Source organism: Acetobacter lovaniensis (assembly GCF_014207635.1).
GTDB classification, from domain to species: domain Bacteria; phylum Pseudomonadota; class Alphaproteobacteria; order Acetobacterales; family Acetobacteraceae; genus Acetobacter; species Acetobacter lovaniensis.
On the sequence record NZ_JACHIE010000001.1, the window covers coordinates 60077 to 78325 of the forward strand.

The 18249-nt window shown below is 57.3% G+C and carries 15 protein-coding genes; 7 read left to right on the forward strand and 8 right to left on the reverse strand.

The genetic code is table 11. The annotated features are described in order from the left end of the window. Positions 1-5 precede the first annotated feature (5 nt). Genes HNR55_RS00245 through HNR55_RS00260 form a run of 4 tightly spaced genes read right to left on the reverse strand, consistent with a single transcriptional unit; the run spans position 6 to position 4282 of the window. Positions 6-1751, reverse strand: coding sequence for an ABC transporter permease subunit (locus tag HNR55_RS00245; RefSeq protein WP_166109767.1), 1746 nt, complete (start codon positions 1749-1751; stop codon positions 6-8). Further along, on the reverse strand, positions 1748-2227 hold the full coding sequence (dut, locus tag HNR55_RS00250) for a dUTP diphosphatase (protein ID WP_166109770.1): 480 nt from the start codon (positions 2225-2227) through the stop codon (positions 1748-1750). The genes HNR55_RS00245 and dut overlap by 4 nt, the downstream gene beginning before the upstream one ends. Before the next feature lie 39 nt (positions 2228-2266). Continuing rightward, the gene (gene coaBC / locus HNR55_RS00255; RefSeq protein ID WP_166109773.1) at positions 2267-3493 is read right to left on the reverse strand and encodes a bifunctional phosphopantothenoylcysteine decarboxylase/phosphopantothenate--cysteine ligase CoaBC; all 1227 of its coding nucleotides are present in this window, start codon (positions 3491-3493) and stop codon (positions 2267-2269) included. A gap of 6 nt (positions 3494-3499) precedes the next feature. Continuing rightward, positions 3500-4282, reverse strand: coding sequence for a class I SAM-dependent methyltransferase (locus HNR55_RS00260; RefSeq protein ID WP_025825263.1), 783 nt, complete (start codon positions 4280-4282; stop codon positions 3500-3502). A gap of 29 nt (positions 4283-4311) precedes the next feature. Between HNR55_RS00260 and mutM the strand changes: the two genes are divergently transcribed. The 6 genes from mutM (at position 4312) to gyrB (ending at position 12294) form a co-directional block, all read left to right on the forward strand. Next, positions 4312-5151 (forward strand): bifunctional DNA-formamidopyrimidine glycosylase/DNA-(apurinic or apyrimidinic site) lyase, encoded by an 840-nt coding sequence (gene mutM / locus HNR55_RS00265; RefSeq protein ID WP_166109776.1) that lies wholly within the window; start codon positions 4312-4314, stop codon positions 5149-5151. A gap of 138 nt (positions 5152-5289) precedes the next feature. Further along, the gene (gene rpsT / locus HNR55_RS00270) at positions 5290-5559 is read left to right on the forward strand and encodes a 30S ribosomal protein S20 (protein WP_166109779.1); all 270 of its coding nucleotides are present in this window, start codon (positions 5290-5292) and stop codon (positions 5557-5559) included. A 340-nt stretch (positions 5560-5899) separates the two neighbouring features. Beyond that, positions 5900-7336: a chromosomal replication initiator protein DnaA gene (gene dnaA / locus HNR55_RS00275; RefSeq protein ID WP_166109782.1), complete on the forward strand. Its 1437-nt coding sequence runs from the start codon at positions 5900-5902 to the stop codon at positions 7334-7336. 117 nt (positions 7337-7453) lie between these two features. Continuing rightward, entirely contained in the window at positions 7454-8578 is a 1125-nt protein-coding gene (gene dnaN, locus HNR55_RS00280) for a DNA polymerase III subunit beta (protein ID WP_166109785.1), read from the forward strand. A 50-nt stretch (positions 8579-8628) separates the two neighbouring features. Beyond that, positions 8629-9762: a DNA replication/repair protein RecF gene (gene recF / locus HNR55_RS00285; RefSeq protein WP_253545059.1), complete on the forward strand. Its 1134-nt coding sequence runs from the start codon at positions 8629-8631 to the stop codon at positions 9760-9762. Positions 9763-9855: 93 nt separating this feature from the next. Then, complete coding sequence (gene gyrB, locus HNR55_RS00290; protein ID WP_166109788.1) at positions 9856-12294, forward strand: DNA topoisomerase (ATP-hydrolyzing) subunit B; 2439 nt, start codon at positions 9856-9858, stop codon at positions 12292-12294. A 75-nt stretch (positions 12295-12369) separates the two neighbouring features. Here the strand turns inward: gyrB and kdsA are convergent, their stop codons facing one another. The 4 genes from kdsA to tpiA all read right to left on the reverse strand — a co-directional run bounded on the left by kdsA (position 12370) and on the right by tpiA (position 16093). Next, positions 12370-13206, reverse strand: a complete 837-nt coding sequence (kdsA, locus tag HNR55_RS00295; RefSeq protein WP_166109791.1) for a 3-deoxy-8-phosphooctulonate synthase — start codon at positions 13204-13206, stop codon at positions 12370-12372. After that, positions 13203-14837 (reverse strand): CTP synthase, encoded by a 1635-nt coding sequence (locus HNR55_RS00300; RefSeq protein WP_166109794.1) that lies wholly within the window; start codon positions 14835-14837, stop codon positions 13203-13205. Before HNR55_RS00300 ends, kdsA begins: the two co-directional genes overlap by 4 nt. Positions 14838-14980: 143 nt before the next feature. Next, positions 14981-15325 (reverse strand): preprotein translocase subunit SecG, encoded by a 345-nt coding sequence (secG, locus tag HNR55_RS00305; RefSeq protein WP_166109797.1) that lies wholly within the window; start codon positions 15323-15325, stop codon positions 14981-14983. A gap of 27 nt (positions 15326-15352) precedes the next feature. Continuing rightward, a complete protein-coding gene (tpiA, locus tag HNR55_RS00310; RefSeq protein WP_166109800.1) occupies positions 15353-16093 on the reverse strand; it encodes a triose-phosphate isomerase in 741 nt (246 codons plus the stop codon). A gap of 232 nt (positions 16094-16325) precedes the next feature. Between tpiA and HNR55_RS00315 the strand changes: the two genes are divergently transcribed. Continuing rightward, complete coding sequence (locus HNR55_RS00315; RefSeq protein WP_166109803.1) at positions 16326-18242, forward strand: peptidylprolyl isomerase; 1917 nt, start codon at positions 16326-16328, stop codon at positions 18240-18242. Positions 18243-18249 lie beyond the last annotated feature (7 nt).

Here is an 18249-nt window from a genome sequence, read left to right on the forward strand (position 1 = left end):
TCCGTTCAATTCAGTTTCAGACGGCGGGAAACATAGTCAGACAAAGGGCGCCATAAAAAAGCGTTCAAGACCATCATAAACAGGCACATGGCAACCGCGCCAAGGGCTACGGCACTGACATCACCCCGGGCTGCGGCCATGGCCATAAAGCTGCCAAGACCATGTACATCCAGCGTGGTCTGCCCCCACTGGAGCCACTCCACGGCAATGGCCGCATTCCATGCGCTGCTGGTCGCAGCCACAAGCCCCGCCAGATAGTGCGGTAAAATCCCGGGCAACAGCACCTTGCGCCACCACAGGCTACCCGTAACATTCAGGTTACGCGCAGCTTCCAGCAGGTCAGGCGGGTAGGCACTCGCACCAGCCAGCACACCCAGTGCAATATACCACTGCGCCCCCAGCACAATCAGCGGGGATTGCCAGAACGTGGGCACAAACGGACACGCCACCAAACCAGCCGCCCATAATGGAAACAGCAGGTTAGCAGGAAAAACAGTGCAATACTGGATCAGCCGCTGCATACGTCCGGCATAAGATGATTTAAGCCCAAGCCAGACACCAAGGGGTATCCAGATCAGGGAAACCAGCCCCACCATGACAAAAACACGCAGCCCGGTCATACCGCCACATAGCACAACAGTAAAAAGAACAGGCAACCCATAAGCAGCATGCAGGGATGGCCACGCCAGAACTACAGCAAACAGAGCAACTACAGTGGCTAAAGCGGCCACAACCCAGCCGCCCCAATGTGTATCTCCATCAACCGTGTGTTCCTGCACATAACGCGCACCTATGGGCAGGCGGCTCAATCTGCGCGCGGCATTGACACAGAACAGAACACACTGACGGAACAGATGCGTACGCCGCAAAAGCCTGAGAAACCAAGGTTCCACAGGGTGCAGCTCTCCAACCTTGCCCGGCTGAAAGCGCACCGCCCAGACAGAAAGCGGGCGGAACATAATCTGGTCGAAAACGCCGACAATCACCAACATACAGGCAAGTGCTGCCAGCAGAGCCCCCACATTGCGCTCACAGGCCGCTTGCCGGACATAAGAACCAATGCCCGCAAAAAGCCAGTTATGGCCATCCAGCACCACGCTCTCTGCATACAATGCGGCAAACCAGCTCCACCCCATGGACAGCATGGTTTTACGCAGGAGTGCAGGAATGGCAAAAGGCACTTCCAACTGCCAGAATTTCTGCCACGACGTTAGGGCAAAGCTGCAGACCACATCTTCCAGTTCAGCCGGAACGCCATAAAACCGCTGGCAGAGAACCTGCACCATGCCCCAGAACTGACTGCACCAGATGGTCATGACCACCACCACCTCTGCGCCCACAGCCTGTGTGGGCATGTGGCTTTGCACAAAAGGCAGAACAAGCAGCGGAATAGCCAGAACAGGGAAAGACTGCCCGACATCCAGCAAAGGCAGCAGACATTGGGCGGCCCAGCGGCTCCGGAAGATAAGTGCTACGCACAACAGAGCCGAAACAAGGGACAAGCCCAGCCCAAGCAGCATACGGCCTATAGTCTGCATCGCGTAGTCAGGCAGATACACAAGCCCTAGCGGCAGGGCCTCCACAGCACCAGACAACACGGGAAGATTGGACGGAAGATACGTAACGCATAACAGGATAACAGAAAAAACAAGAAACCCGGCAAGCCAGACCCCATGCCTTTTCCCGCAGGATGCGGGCAGTGAGGAACATAACTCAGGAGATAACGGAAATTCCTGCTGCCGGTCGTTCATGACGCTCCCGTTCCTGTACTGCCAAACCCTCCCGCTCCACGTTCGGTTTCGTCCAGATTGTCGCATTCAATCCAGGTTGCGCGGATAACGGGCGCAATGACAGCCTGCGCAATACGCATGCCGGGCTCAACAACAAACGCTTCCTGCCCTGCATTCATGACAATCACGCCGATCTCGCCGCGATAATCTTCATCAATGGTTCCCGGCGCGTTTGGCAGGACAATTCCATGTTTAAGGGCCAGCCCGGAGCGGGGGCGCACCTGCAATTCATACCCGGCAGGAAGGGCAATGCTCAACCCGGTTGGGACAAGCCCTCTCTGCCCCGGCTCAAGCAGCATGGGAGCATCAAGAGCTGCCAGAAGGTCCATCCCCGCAGCACCCTGTGTGGCATATGCTGGCAGGGGGAGGTCCAGTCCATGAGAAAGTCGCCGAACCTTTATACCTACGGTACCAGACGGTTTTTCAGAGACGGACATGCACTACTCCTTGGATTTAAACCAGATATTGTATCAGCGTTATTCAGAAAGCCAGTCTGTTATCCGCACGGCAAGCTGTTTTGCCACGTCTGCCTTGCTCATTCTGGGCCAGTGCTCAACGTTACTGGCGGTTATCAGCACAACTTCGTTGTCCGCCCCACCCATATTGCCGGTCTGGGGGCTTACGTCGTTCGCCACAATCCAGTCGCACTGCTTGCGCTGACGCTTGGCGGTAGCATGCGCGACGACATTTTCAGTCTCAGCCGCAAACCCTACCACCAGCCGGGGCCTGCCCGCGCCCGGAGCAGAAAGTTCGGCCAGAATATCAGGGTTGGGCACAAGCTTTATGGAAGGGGCCGCATCAGAGCCACCGGTCTTTTTTATTTTCTGCCCGGCTTCATGCTCAGGCCGCCAATCGGCCACCGCGGCAGTGCATACCGCCACATCAAACGGCCCGCTCCCCATAACGAGAGCCTGCATTTCCCGCGCGGTTTCGCACGCCAGATACGTCACCCCGGCAGGAGGGAGAAGGGATACAGGGCCACTCACCAGAGTAACCCTTGCTCCCATGTCAGCCAGAGCCGAGGCAAGGGCAAAACCCTGCTGGCCGGACGACCTGTTGGCAAGGTAGCGCACAGGGTCCAGTGGCTCATGCGTTGGCCCCGCCGTAACCACAATACTACACCCCGCCAGCGGCCCTGTCTGACATTGTTGCTGGCGGAAAAAAGCCAGAACTGCGTCTTTGATTTCAACAGGCTCAGGCATACGCCCCGGCCCAAACTCGCCACAGGCCATAGGCCCACTGGCTGGCGGCAGGATATGCACGCCACGTTTGGCCAGCAAGGCAACATTGGCCTGAGTTGCGGGGTGCTCCCACATGCGCACGTTCATGGCAGGCACGGCCATAACTGGGGCATCGGTTGCAAGGAGCAGTGCTCCGGCAAGGTCATCCGCCAGACCACCGGCCATGCGCGCCAGCAAATTGGCCGATGCCGGGCAGACAAGCACCAGATCCGCCGAACGTGAAAGGGCGATATGCCCCATTTCCTGCTCGGCTGTCAGGGAGAACAGGTCCGTATGCACCGGCTGCCCGCTCAGGGCCTGTAAGGTGAGGGGCGTTACAAACTGGCTCCCCCCTTCGGTCAGCACGCACCGGACCTGCATGCCTTCCGCCTGTAGCAGGCGCACCAGTTCCGGGGCTTTGAAGGCGGCAATACTACCACCAACAATCAGCAGAACCGAACGGGCAGGGGAGGACGCAGACATGCCTGATCAGATACGCCAGCCGGAATGGATGGCCGCAATCCCGCCAGACAGGGACTGATAACGCACATGGGACAGACCAGCCTCGCGGAACATGTCCGCCAGTGTTTCCTGATCCGGGAACATGCGTATGCTTTCCGCCAGATACTGGTAGCTTTCTCGGTCCTTGGCAACGATCCCGCCCATGGCAGGCAGCACCTTGAAAGACCACGCATCATAAATAGGAGCCAGTGCGGCAACCTGCACGCGCGAGAATTCCAGACACAAAAAGCGTCCACCGGGCTTGAGCACGCGGCGCGCCTCGCGGATCACGGCCAGCTTGTCCGTGCAGTTACGCAAACCGAAGGCGATGGAAACGCGATCTACAGACATATCGCGCACGGGAATAGCTTCGGCATCCACAACGCAGAAGGAAAGATCGGACACCAGACCACGGTTCAGAGCCCGGTCACGCCCGACAGAGAGCATGCTGCGGTTGATGTCGGTCATAACAACAGGGCCGCCACCTGCCTTGAGCCAGCCGAACGAAATATCGCCCGTACCACCGGCAAGGTCGAGCAGTGTCAGGCCGGGCTGAGGGCCGAGTTCCGTTACGAATATGCGCTTCCATATTCGGTGGATACCCAGCGACATGATGTCGTTCATCACGTCATATTGTCCGGCCACGCTGTCAAACACGCCGCGGACGAGGTTTTTCTTTTCTTCCTTCCTGACGGAGCGGAAGCCAAAATCCGTTTCTTCCACAGTGACGTCAGAAGGAGCGGGGGAGGGCGCAAAAGAGTTGTCGGTCATGGGTTTCCTCTATACCCTGCTTTTTAGCCATGCCGGAACTCCCCGAAGTAGAAACCGTGATGCGCGGTATGCAGATAGCCCTGCAAGATCGCGTTATTGAACAGACCATCATCCGTCGCCACGACCTGAGATGGCGGATTCCTGCCGATTTTTCGCAGCAGGTTACGGGTTCCACGATCCTGAACTTTTATCGGCGTGGCAAATATATTCTTATCCGCCTGTCCTGTGGCCAATCGATTGTGCTGCATCTGGGCATGTCCGGGCGGGTGCTACTCGATTCTCCCAAAACGCCCCAACCGCACGAGCATGTGGTTTTTGTAACCGATGACGGCAAACGCTGCGGATACATAGACCCACGTCGTTTTGGCATGCTGGACCTTGTTCCCACCCACGAGGAAGGCACCTACCGCGCTTTTGTAAAAATGGGACCCGAACCATTGGGCAACCAGTTCAGCTCACAAACTTTGCTGGACGCGGGCAAAGGGCGGCGCACAGCCATAAAACCCTTCCTGCTTGACCAGCATGTGGTGGCCGGGCTGGGCAATATTTATGTATGCGAAGCCCTTTACCGTGCAGGCATTGCGCCAACCATGCCGGCCTGCGACCTCAGACCCAGAGCGGCAGGGGGGCTGGTCCGCGCCATCCGTGCCGTTCTGCAGGACGCCATTGCCGCAGGCGGGTCCAGTCTGAAGGACTACGTGCGACCAGAGGGCGGGCTCGGCTACTTCCAGCACGCATGGCAGGTTTACGGCAAAAAGAACCAGCCGTGCCCCACGTGCCCCGGCACCCCCGGATGCGCCGGTGTGCAGCATATGACACAAGCCGGTCGCACGACGTTTTTCTGCCCGCAACATCAGAAAAACGGGTAAAATTCGAGCATTCGGACCGGAACATGCTTGACTGAAAGCGCATGCGTGCATTACAGCACCGCTTACTCTTTGTGCTGACGGGCCATTGCGGCGCGTTGGCACCTTACTTTTTCTTAGTGCTGGACAGAATAGAAACTCATGGCGAATATCGCTTCGGCGCGTAAGCGCATCCGGCAGACCGCAAAGCGGACTGCCCGTAACACGGCCCGCAAATCCCGCATGCGTACTTTCATCAAGAAAGTGGAAACCGCGATTGAAGCCGGGGATCAGGCAGCCGCTCGTGAAGCCCTCCGCGTTGCACAGCCGGAAATCCAGCGTGCAGCCAGCAAAGGCGTTGCACACCACAACACGGTTGCCCGCAAGATTTCCCGCCTGTCTGCCCGTATCAAAGCGCTGGCAGCAGCGTAATCAGGCGATCGGGCACCCCGCAGGGGGAGCCCATGCGATTGTTTGCAGCAAAGCCGAATCATCAGGCTGATGGTTCGGCTTTGTTTTTGTATAGGGCTATTTCCTGCCATAATCCTGCCTTGCAGCCCGAAAATGCTTTTTCGTTGCCCGCAGGCATGACACTGCTTTATCTTGGTTAGAATACCCTTGAGCAAGCCAGACCAAAAAGAGTATCCACGGTCCTGCTGAGGCAAGGTATACGCATCTGGATAAACAAGCATCGGCAGCCTGTGTTAGAGCACGGACGCCGTTGATTTTTTTGCGCAGCATATGCGCCTTTAATGACCGCTCGGGAGCAAAAATGACAATCGGAGTGGACGATGACGAAAGCGCCTTTTCCCGACTGGAAGACAATAAAGGCCTTGCGGAATCGTGGCTGCGTATCTGTGGCCGCCTGAAAGGTGAGGTCGGGGAGGTTGAATATCGCACCTGGCTAACCCAGATTGCCCTCGGGCCGATTGATGGCGACGAAATTACGCTCCTTCTGCCCACCCGCTTTTTGCGTGACTGGGTCCGCAGTCAGTACGGCGACCGGCTGAACGAGCTGTGGCACAACGAGGTTCCCTCCCTTCGGCGGGTTGAATTGCAGGTTGCACGCGCCGGTGACCCGGCTCCGCTACCTGTCACTGAAGTTGCCGCTGCCCCAGCAAGTGCCCCCCTCCCCACGGAAGACAGCAGCCCGGCAAGCCGCCCCATTGCCGAAGTGCGTAGTGACCTTGTGACCGCGCTGGACAGCCGGTTTACGTTTGACACGTTCGTTGTCGGCAAACCCAACGAATTTGCCTATGCCTGCGCGCGCAGGGTGGCTGAAAAGCCTTCCAGCGTCGGCTTTAATCCGCTTTTCCTGTACGGTGGTGTTGGCTTGGGTAAAACACACCTCATGCACGCCATTGGTGCGGAACTGGTTAAAAGTGGCAATGTCTCGGTGGCCTACATGTCCGCCGAAAAGTTCATGTACCGCTTTATTGCGGCCATTCGCTCCCAGTCCACGATCGAGTTCAAGGAGCAGCTTCGCTCTGTGGATGTCCTGATGATCGATGATCTCCAGTTCCTGATCGGCAAGGACAATACGCAGGAAGAGTTCTTCCATACATTTAACGCTCTGGTGGATGCAGGGCGGCAGATCGTGGTTTCAGCCGACAAGTCCCCCTCGGACCTGTCCGGGCTGGAGGACAGGCTCCGCACCCGTCTGGGCTGCGGCATGGTGGCAGATATTCACGCCACGACATTTGAACTGCGCATTTCCATTCTGGAAGCCAAAGCGGCTGCATCCGGTGTGGTAGTTCCGGCAAAGGTGCTGGAATTCCTTGCACACAAGATCACATCCAATGTGCGTGAACTTGAAGGCGCACTGAACCGCCTGATCGCCCATGCCAACCTGTTTGGCCGTCCGGTTACGCTCGAAGCCACACAGGATGTGCTGCACGATATTCTCAAGGCCCACGACCGGCGCGTGACCATTGAGGAAATCCAGAAAAAAGTGGCTGAACACTGGAATATTCGCCTAACGGACATGTCCTCCGCCCGCCGTGCGCGCAACGTGGCCCGCCCGCGTCAGGTGGCCATGTATCTGGCCAAGCAGTTGACCAGCCGTTCGCTGCCTGAAATTGGCCGCAAGTTTGGTAATCGTGACCACACCACCGTCATGCATGCGGTTAATCGCGTAACGGAACTGATGGAGCGTGACGCGGCATTTGCAGAAGATGTGGAACTGATGCGCCGCATGCTGGAGAGCTAGAACCAGCACTTTCAAAAAGATTGACGGATCAACGCGGCCTGTTAGTTTTAGAATGGATAAGACGGGTTCCATCTCCGCTCAGGAGTGCAGAACTTGCTGTGCAGGAAAGAGGGATACATGAAGTTTTCGGCAGAGCGCGCAACGCTCCTTAAAGCGTTGGCTCATATCCAGAGCGTGGCGGAAAAACGTAACACCATTCCCATTCTCGCCAACGTGCTCATGCAGGCTACAAACGGGCAGCTATGCCTGAAAGCCACCGACATGGAAATCGAGGTGGTTGAAACCATACCCGCCACCATCACGCGGGAAGGGGCCACAACCGCTCCGGCATCCGTGCTGTACGAAATCGTGCGCAAGCTGCCTGATGGCGTTGAAGTTGAGCTCGACCAGACAGACAGCGATGGCCAGCTCCACCTGCGCGCAGGCCGCTATGCCACCCACCTGAATGTGCTGAGCGTTGACGATTTTCCGTCCATGGGGGCTGGGGACTTCCCGCACAAGTTCCAGTTGAATGGAGCGATCCTGCGTTCGCTGATCGACCGCACGCGCTTTGCCATTTCCACGGAAGAAACACGCTATTACCTGAACGGCATTTTCCTGCATGCCGCAGACATTGACGGCAAACCGCTACTCCGCGCTGTTGCCACAGACGGCCACCGTCTGGCACGGGTAGAGGCAGAAATGCCCGCAGGTGCCGCAGGCATGCCCGGCGTGATTATCCCGCGTAAAACCGTGGCAGAACTGCGCAAACTGATTGATGAAGCGCCAGAACACATTGGCGTTGCCCTTTCTGAAACCAGAATTCAGTTTACGGTTGGGCCGATCACCCTGACCTCCAAACTGATAGATGGCACCTTCCCCGAATACGAACGTGTTATTCCGCGCAATAACACGCGTATTCTGCGCGTTGGCAAAAAAGACTTCTCCGATGCGGTGGCACGTGTGGCCGCCATTAGTCAGGAACGCTCCCGCCCGGTCAAGCTGATGCTCGAACCTGGCCTGCTTACCCTTTCCGCCAGCAGCGCAGAGCAGGGGACGGCCAAGGAAGAACTGGACGACAACCGGATTTCCTATGACGCCGAAGCGCTGGAAATCGGCTTTCAGGCCCGCTACCTCAACGATATTACCGATCAGGTGGAAAAAGAGGTTGAGTTCTGCTTCGCGGATAGTGCATCCCCCACCATTGTCCGGGATGTGGATAGCCCGTCCGCTTTGTATGTTCTGATGCCGATGCGCGTGTGACAAGCGCCGCACCACACCTGCACACATCACCCACCTTGTTCACCAGCAAGGTGGGGCAACCTTCCTCGCGGTTGCAACTGGCCAGACTGACCCTCTGCCGCTTTCGGAACTACGATCAGCTTACCCTTTGCCCTCAGGCCCCCATCGTTGTGCTGACAGGGGAAAACGGCAGCGGGAAAACCAACCTGCTCGAAGCGGCCTCGCTCCTCACACCCGGTCGCGGCCTGCGCGGCGCATCCCTTGGCCAGTTTGGCCAGAATGGAAGTGCTCACTGGGGCATTGCCTCCCAAATTCTGGTTGACGGCGACCCCATAGAGCTTGGCACAGGGCTTCAGCCCGGAACGGATGCTCCACGCCGCATTTTTCTGCTCAACGGCAAACCCCTTCGTAATCAGAACGCATGGGAAAACCCGCTGGCCGCTGTCTGGCTAACCCCGCAGATGGACCGGCTGTTCAGTGAAAGCGCATCCGGGCGGCGGCGTTTTCTGGATCGGCTGGTCATGGCGGCTTATCCCCACCATGCGCGCGAACTGGCAGCCTATGATCGTGCCATGAGCCAGCGAAACCGCCTGCTACAAACCCGCGCCAATGAACCTGTCTGGTTATCCGGGCTGGAGGCCGCCATGGCGCGGCATGGCGTATCGGTCACAGCCGCACGGAACGAGACTGTCCGCCAGATCAACCTCTACGCCCGACAGGACATGGAGGCATTTCCCGCGGTCCAGATCAAGCTGCTCTGCACCATAGCGGACAGGCTGGGACAGAATCCTGCCCTGCAGGTGGAAGACTGGCTCAGGGAGCAACTGGCCAGTGCACGCATGATGGACCGGGAAAAAGGACGCACCAGCCTAGGGGTGCATAAGAGCGACTTCGCACTTACCGACCTTAAAAAACAGCTCCCGGCAGCACTGGCCAGCACTGGCCAGCAGAAATCTCTGCTCATTGGGCTTATTCTGGCCCATGCCCGTCTGGTCAGGGACCACAGGGGAACGGCCCCGCTATTGCTGCTGGATGAACCTCTGGTCCATCTGGATGAACAGCGCCGATTATCCCTGCAAAAGATTCTGCAAGATTTTCAAAGTACTGTGCTCATAACCGGCACGGACCGGGCTCCGTTTGCGCCATTGCAGGGGCATGCCGAGTTCGCAACACTCCGGCAGGGCTCTTTTTTGTCGATCTGCTGACAAAAGGGGCCTTCGGGCGCTGGTCGCAATGCCGTGGGCGGAGTATAAGACCACAATGGCTTCCATTCTTTTTTTGCGGAGTGCAGCATTCTTATGACAGACCTCTCTCAGCCTACGCCATCTGCTGGTACCGAAGAGTATGATGCCGCGTCTATCTCTGTGCTGAAGGGGCTTGATGCTGTCCGCAAACGGCCCGGAATGTACATCGGTGATACTGATGATGGTTCTGGCCTGCACCACATGGCATTCGAGATCATTGATAACGCGGTGGACGAGGCGCAGGCCGGATTTGCATCGCGCTGTGTTCTCACCCTCAACGCAGACGGCAGTGTGACTGTCCGCGATAACGGACGCGGCATTCCAACCGATATGCACCACGAGGAAGGCATCAGTGCCGCCGAAGTGGTACTGACCCGCTTACATGCGGGCGGCAAGTTCAACCAGAACTCCTACAAGGTTTCTGGCGGGCTGCATGGCGTGGGTGCAGCCGTTGTGAACGCACTTTCGGAATGGATGGACGTGCGGATCTGGCGCAATGGCCATGAACACTGCATCCGCTTCCATGATGGCGAGCGGGATGCGCCGCTTGAAGTTGTTGGCCCATCGGCTGAAGAAACCGGCACACAGGTCACCTTCAAGCCCAGCTTGCAGACTTTCCCCCGGATCGAGTTCGATTTTACCATTCTCGAACGCAGGCTCCGCGAACTGGCTTTTCTGAACTCCGGTCTGGAAATTGTCCTACGGGACGCCCGCGTTACCCCTGTGCGGGAAGAAAAATTCTATTATGAGGGCGGGCTGGAAGCCTTTGTAAACTGGCTTGACCGTTCACGCACATCCCTGATCACCCCGCCGATTACCGGCAGTCTGGAAAACCCGGACAATGGGATCAAGGTTGAATTTGCACTGAGCTGGAATGACAGTTTTCATGAAACCATGCTCTGCTTCACCAACAATATTCCTCAAAGGGATGGTGGGGCGCATCTGGCAGGGTTCCGCCAGGCCCTGACCCGCGTTGTTGGCAAATATGCTGAAAGCATTGCCAAAAAAGACGCCCAGTCCCTTCAGGGCGAAGACATGCGTGAAGGTCTGACGGCCGTTCTGTCAGTTAAAGTGCCAGACCCCAAATTTTCGTCCCAGACCAAAGACAAGCTTGTTTCCTCCGAAGTGCAGCCTGTAGTGCATGCGGCTGCGGCCGATATTATTGCCCACTGGTTTGAAACCCACCCCAAGGAAGCCAAGATTGTTGTTTCCAAGGTGCTGGACGCAGCATCTGCCCGTGAGGCCGCGCGCAAGGCACGCGAACTCACACGCCGCAAAGGCATTCTGGATGTTTCGTCTCTTCCGGGTAAGCTGGCAGACTGTCAGGCCCGCGACCCCGCCAAAGCTGAACTGTTTATTGTGGAAGGGGATTCCGCAGGCGGCACGGCAAAGCAGGGCAGGGACAGGCGCTTTCAGGCTATTCTGCCACTCAAAGGTAAAATCCTGAACGTCGAGCGCGCCCGTTTTGACCGCATGCTTGGCTCGGCTGAAATTGGCACGCTGATTACCGCTCTGGGCACAGGCATTGGCCGTGGGGAAGTTGATCAGGGTGGTTTTTCCATAGAAAAACTCCGTTACCATCGCATTGTCATCATGACTGACGCTGACGTGGACGGCTCCCATATTCGTACCCTGCTGCTAACCTTCTTCTTCCGCCAGATGCCTGAACTGATCGAACGCGGTTACCTCTACATTGCCCAGCCTCCCCTATACCGGGCCAAGCGCGGGAATGAAGAAACCTACCTGAAGGATGATGCGGCACTGGAGCAGTATCTGCTGGATAAAGCGCTCAGCAATGCCAGCTTTGTCTATGCCGATGGCCGCACGGTCAGCAATACGGAGCTTGAGGCTGATCTGCCGTTTATCCGGCAGACATGTCAGGCTATTGCCCGCATTTCCACACGTATTCCCCCGTGGATTGTCGAGCAGGTTGCTCTTGCTGGCGCACTGAGTGCTGACCTTGAACAGCTCCAGCAGCGCATGCCCGCACTCCAGCAGCGGCTTGATGCAGCATCTCCCTCTACCGAGCGGGGCTGGAAAGCCGCTGCCAGCGTGGATGGCGTGGAACTCGCACGCAATGTACGCGGCGTTGGCGAAATGTACCGCATAGACCCCATCACACTGGCAGGGGCCGATGCACGCTGGCTGACATCCCAACTGGTGCGGTTGCAGCAAGACTTTGCAACCGGCGTTGTGCTGAAGTTTGAAACCACGGAACACCGCCTGAACGGGCCGTCTGACCTGTTTACGCGCCTGCTTGCACAGGGGCGCCGTGGCCTTGCCATTAACCGCTTTAAAGGTCTTGGCGAAATGAACGACGCACAGCTTTGGGAAACCACACTGGACCCCGCCATGCGTACCCTTTTGCAAGTACGTGTTGGGGATGTGGAAGAGGCCGGAGATGTGTTTACAACCCTGATGGGCGATGTGGTTGAGCCACGGCGTGACTTTATTGTGGGTAACGCTCTTAAGGTCGCCAATCTGGACGTGTAAGAGGTCTCGCTTACTCACAAAAAAGACGCCATGGTGATCCATGGCGTCTTTTTTTATGCGTCATTTCTGAAGCTGTTATCCGCCTTTGATCAGGCTATCTATGGCCCTGAACTGTTTGAGCAAAACAGGTAACTGGCTGATGGGCAACATGTTTGGCCCATCACTCGGCGCTTTGTCCGGGTCTTCATGTGTTTCTATGAACAGTGCGGCAACACCAATGGCCAATGCCGCGCGGGAGAGAATGGGGGCAAACTCACGCTGCCCACCGCTTGCACTCCCCATACCACCCGGTTGCTGCACCGAATGTGTTGCATCAAACACTACGGGGAAGCCGGTCCGGGCCATAATCGGCAGGCCCCGCATATCATTCACCAGCGTATTATAGCCAAAGCTGGTCCCGCGTTCGCACAGCAGCACACGCTGGTTACCGGTTGAAGCAACCTTGGCGGCAACATGCTGCATGTCCCATGGGGCAAGAAACTGCCCCTTTTTAATATTGACTGCCGCACCGGTTTCGCCCGCAGCCAGAAGCAGATCAGTCTGCCGGCACAAAAAAGCGGGAATTTGCAGCACATCCACCGCTTCCGCCACCGGGGCGCATTGCTCTGCCGTATGCACATCTGTCAGGACCGGCAGGGCATATGTCTGGCGAATATCGGCCAGAATAGCCAGTCCATCCTTCAGCCCAACCCCTCGTGTGCTGGAAAGGCTGGTACGGTTGGCTTTGTCAAACGAGCTTTTATAAATCAGCCCCACACCAGCAGCCTGACAGATCTCTTTAAGAGCTGCGGCTGTCTCCATGGCATGGGCAGCCGATTCAATCTGGCATGGCCCTGCGATCAGCACAAAAGGCAAATTATTCCCAATACTCAGCCCACCAATTTCAACTGGCACGCCAGAGGCCGGGATCATGCCTGTTTTGCCTTGGCTGCAGCAGCCCCCACAAACCCGGCAAACAGGGGATGAGGCGCAAAGGGGCGGGATTTAAGCTCAGGGTGATACTGCACGGCAATAAACCATGGATGATCGGGATATTCGACCACTTCTGGCAGAATACCATCTGGGGACAGGCCAGAGAAACGCAGACCCGCTTTTTCAAGCTGATCCTTGTAATGGATATTCACTTCATACCGGTGGCGATGGCGCTCGCGAATGGTGTTGGTTCCGTAGGCTTCCGCAACCCGGGAGCCGGACACCAGAGTGGCTGGATAAGCGCCAAGACGCATGGTGCCCCCCAGTTCGCCACCTTCGCTCCGGCGCAAACGTTCATTGCCACGCGCCCACTCGGTCATCAGGCCGACCAGCGGCTCTTCTGTCCGGCCGAATTCGGTGGAGGATGCATCGCTCAAACCAGCAAGATTGCGGGCGCATTCAATAACCGCCATCTGCATGCCAAAACAGATGCCAAGGAACGGAATGCCTTTTTCACGCGCATAACGAATGGCTTCAATTTTACCCTGAGAGCCACGCTCACCAAAACCACCGGGCACCAGAATAGCATCTGCACCGCTCAGTTTTTCTTCCAGCGTGGCCGGATTTTTTTCAAACTGCTCAGAATCAATCCAGTCGAGCGTCACTTTAACACGGTGGGCAATCCCCCCATGCAGCAGGGCTTCGTTCAGGGATTTGTAGCTATCAAGCAGGGCCGTGTATTTACCCACCACAGCCACGCGCACTTCCCCCGCAGGGTGGCGCAGGGCGTCCACAATGTTCTGCCAGTTGGAGAGATCGGGCTCTTCAGCATAAGGCAGGCCAAAGTAGCGCAGAACTTCCGTATCCATCCCTTCCGCATGGTAGGAGAGGGGGCAGGCGTAAATCGTATCCACATCCCGTGCGGCAATAACCGCTTCGGGGCGAACGTTACAGAAGTTTGCAATCTTGCGGCGCTCGGTCGGGGGGATCGGGCGGTCACAGCGGCAGAGCAGGATTTGCGGCTGAATGCCTACGTTCTGCAATTCCTTGACCGAATGCTGGGTCGGCTTTGTTTTAAGCTCTCCGGCAGAAGGAATCCACGGCAGCAGTGTCAGATGGACCACCATGGTCTGGTCCATGCCCAGATCATTCCGTAACTGGCGAATGGCCTCAAGGAACGGCAGGCTTTCAATATCCCCTACGGTTCCGCCAATTTCGACCAGAACAAAGTCCAGATCATCCGTGTTGGCAACCACCACATCCTTAATGGCATCTGTAATATGGGGGATGACCTGCACGGTGGCCCCCAGGTAATCTCCACGCCGCTCACGCACAATCACGTCGGAGTAAATGCGCCCGGTTGTCGCGTTGTCCTCTTTCGTGGCGTTAACGCCTGTAAAACGCTCGTAGTGGCCGAGGTCGAGGTCCGTTTCCGCTCCGTCATCAGTTACGAACACCTCACCATGCTGGTAAGGGCTCATGGTGCCGGGGTCCACGTTCAGGTAAGGGTCCAGCTTGCGCAGGCGGACCTTGTAGCCACGCGCCTGCAAAAGCGCTGCGAGAGCGGCTGAAGCAATGCCCTTGCCTAGAGAGGACACCACACCACCAGTAATAAAGACAAAGCGTGTCATGAGCAGAATTCCTACACGGACTGGAGCGGGTGGAGAAGGATAAGCAAACACAATCCACCGCATGCATTGCTGCATGCGGGGGACAAAAACTCATAACCTTCTCTGTAAACCAACCGGATATCAGAGAAGGATGTCAGCATTTTTCAGGGCTTGGGAGCCGCAGGGGGCGCTTTTGTCTGGACCGCGGGCGGAGCCGTCGTTGCCACGGGGGCGGTTTCCGCCGGGGGCTGGGCCAGAATGTCGTGCCCGGCACCAGTTACGCCGCCTTTATAGAGCATGGCAAGCAGGAGAGAGAGCAGCATGAACAGCCCTGCCAGCACGGCCGTTGTGCGGGTCAGCAGGTTGGCTGTCCCGCGGCCGGACATAAAGGCGCCCATACCCTGACTGTTACCAATACCAAGGCCGCCACCTTCGCTCCGCTGAATCAGCACAACGCCAATCAGAGCAATGGTGACACAGAAATGCAGGATCAGCAGGGCTGTCGTCATGTCGGGTTCCAGATCAAAGCAGCAATGTCAGGCAGCGGATGCTGCGTTGACAATAGAAAGAAATGCATCCGCCTTAAGGCTCGCGCCACCAACCAGTGCGCCCGCAACCTCGGGAATGGAAAGAACGGAAATAGCATTCCCAGCGTTTACGGACCCTCCATACAGGATTTTGATAGTTTTTCCAGCCTCACCAAACTGTCGGACCAATTCGGCACGCAGGAAAGACATGGTCTGGGCTATCTGGTCGGTTGTCGCGGCAAGCCCCGTTCCAATGGCCCAGATGGGTTCGTAAGCCACAATACCGGTAAAACCATCGGGAAGCGAGCCCTTGATCTGCCAGCCAAGCACATCTTCGTACTCACCGCCTTCACGCTGGTCTTCGGTCTCGCCAACGCAGACAATCGGGGTCAGGCCCGCCCTGGTAGCTGCCACGGCTTTTTCACGCACGGTTTCGTCCAGCTCACCGTGTTCCTGCCGCCGCTCTGAATGACCAAGAATCACATAGCTGACGCCAAGATCAGCCAGCATGGTGGGGGAAATATCGCCCGTATGCGCTCCAGCAGCATCCTTATGACAATCCTGCGCACCAAGACCGATAGGAGAGGCAGCCAGCGCAGGCTGCACAAGCGCCAGCTGCGTAAAGGGAGGGCAGACAACCACATCCGGCGCAGTCGCGGGCAGGTCGCTTACCAGCGCCTGTACCAGCGCCTGTGCGTCCTGGCGTGTACCATTCATTTTCCAATTGCCGACAATAATCTGCCTGCTCATACCCTTCCTCCAGTTCCTGTGCTGCCACGCGCTGCATGTGCGTCTGCCATGGCACTGTTGGCAACAGGCTAAACCATACACGCACACTCAGGCGCAAGAGAGGGATTATACCTTATTGCTGCCCCACAACGGTTATGTCTGGTCAAGCGGCACACCTCCGCTTATGGTGCCGCCCCAAGATGTGCTGCAATCAGCATAAACCATTTATGATGAGCTGTGGATCCATAGGGTCATGATTTCCTACCTGCGCCGAGTACTTGTTGAATCGTGGCTGGGCCGCGTTGTTGCCATTGTTATTTTTCTGGCCTTTGTCGGCTGGGGTATTGGCGACGTTATTGGCTTCATGAGCGAAGAGACGGATGTGGTGGCCCGGGTTGGCCAGCACCGCATACCCACGCGTGACCTGGCCATGGCCCTGCGCTCTGAAATGCCGACAATCACCCAGCAGATGGGGGTCAAGGACCCTTCTGCCCTGTCTCCCATCATGCAGGGGCAGATTGCGCGCCAGATTTTGCAACGCCTGATTGCACAGGCCGAACTGCTTGAGGCCGCTCGCCAGCTTAAAATCATTGTGCCGGATTCCGCTATCAGGGAGGAAGTGTTTTCCCTCCCTTACTTCAAAGGGCCTACTGGCCAGTTTGACCGCGCCGTGTTCAACCAGCGCCTGAGTGCACAGGGGTTAAGCGAACAGCAGGTGCTGGACATGATCCGCGATGACCTGACCGTACGTACCCTGCTGCAACCCTTGGCGCAGGGGAGCCGCGTCTCCAACACCCTGCTCAAGACTCTGGTCGATTACGGCGCAACCACACGCTTGGTGGACCTGATCAGCATTCCTGTTGCTGCCCAGCCGGTCCCTCCTGCGCCGGATACAGCAACCTTGCAGCGCTATTATGCGAACCATCTGTGGCTGTTCGGCACTCCGGAATTGCGGCATGCACGCATTGTGGTCCTGTCCCCCCAGACCGTGGCGGATACGATTACAGTAGATGATACGCAGCTCAAGCGCGCGTATGATGCGCAAAGCAGCCACTACAACGTGCCAGAAACCCGCGATATTCAGCTCATCACAGCCACATCCGAAGCTGACGCCCAGAACATTGCCAACGCATGGAAGCTCAAGGGGAGCTGGCAGGCTGCGCAAGGCGCCATCAAAGGTGCCGCATCGGTGGAAATGCCGGGCGCTCGCCCCACGACCATTCCCTCTGACGTGCTCAAGCAGGCTCTGTTTCAGGCACCGCAAGGGCAGGTTACGGGGCCTGTGAAAACCGAAATGGGTTGGTCTGTTTTCCGCGTGACCAAAATCCTGCCCGCGCACAGTACCTCCTTTGCAGATGCCCGGCAGGAAATTTTGCAGCAGTACCGGACCGCGGCTGCACCTTCGGTTGTGACCGAACGCCGCCGGCAGTTGCAGGACGCCATTGCTGGTAAAGGGCTGGATGCTATTCCGGATACGATTGGTGCTGCTGCCATTTCCGGCTCACTGGACGCGCAGGGCAATACGGCTGAAAAACAGCCCGCTCCGATTCCGGCTTCGGGCAAACTGCGTGATGCCATTGTGCATCAGATCTTTACCCAGAAAGCCGGAGATCCGCCTAATCTGCTCGAAGGCCCGGATAATAGCTGGTTTGCGGTTGAGGTTGATTCCATAACACCCGCCACCCCCCGGTCGTTTGAGCAGGCAAAGGGCGACGTGCTGGCTGCCTGGCAGGCCGATACCCGCCACCATACGGCAGACCAGCAGGCAACATCCCTGTTTCTGGCAGCCCGCCAGAAGGGAAGCATTGCGGGCCAGACTGCCTCTGGCATTCAGATTACCCGTGATATTCCGTTTTCTCTGGCCAACCCCGGCAAGGCCCTACCGCCCGAAGTTGCCAGCTACATCCCCCGCATGAAGGCCGGGCAGGCAGTTATGGCTGAAAATGCGGATACTTTTTTTGTCGCTGTGGTGACCAAGGTTTTTGTACCCAATCCTCCGGCACCCATTGATGTTCTGCAAAAGCTGAAAAATAACCTGACCCAAGCCTATGGTGATGATCTGGCGGCCAGCTATGTGCAGGACCTTAACAAGCGTCTGCCCCCGCACATTAACAACGCCGCCATTCAGGCAGCTCTGGCCGCCGCCGGATTTGGAGGACCAGTCCAGTGAATCCGGG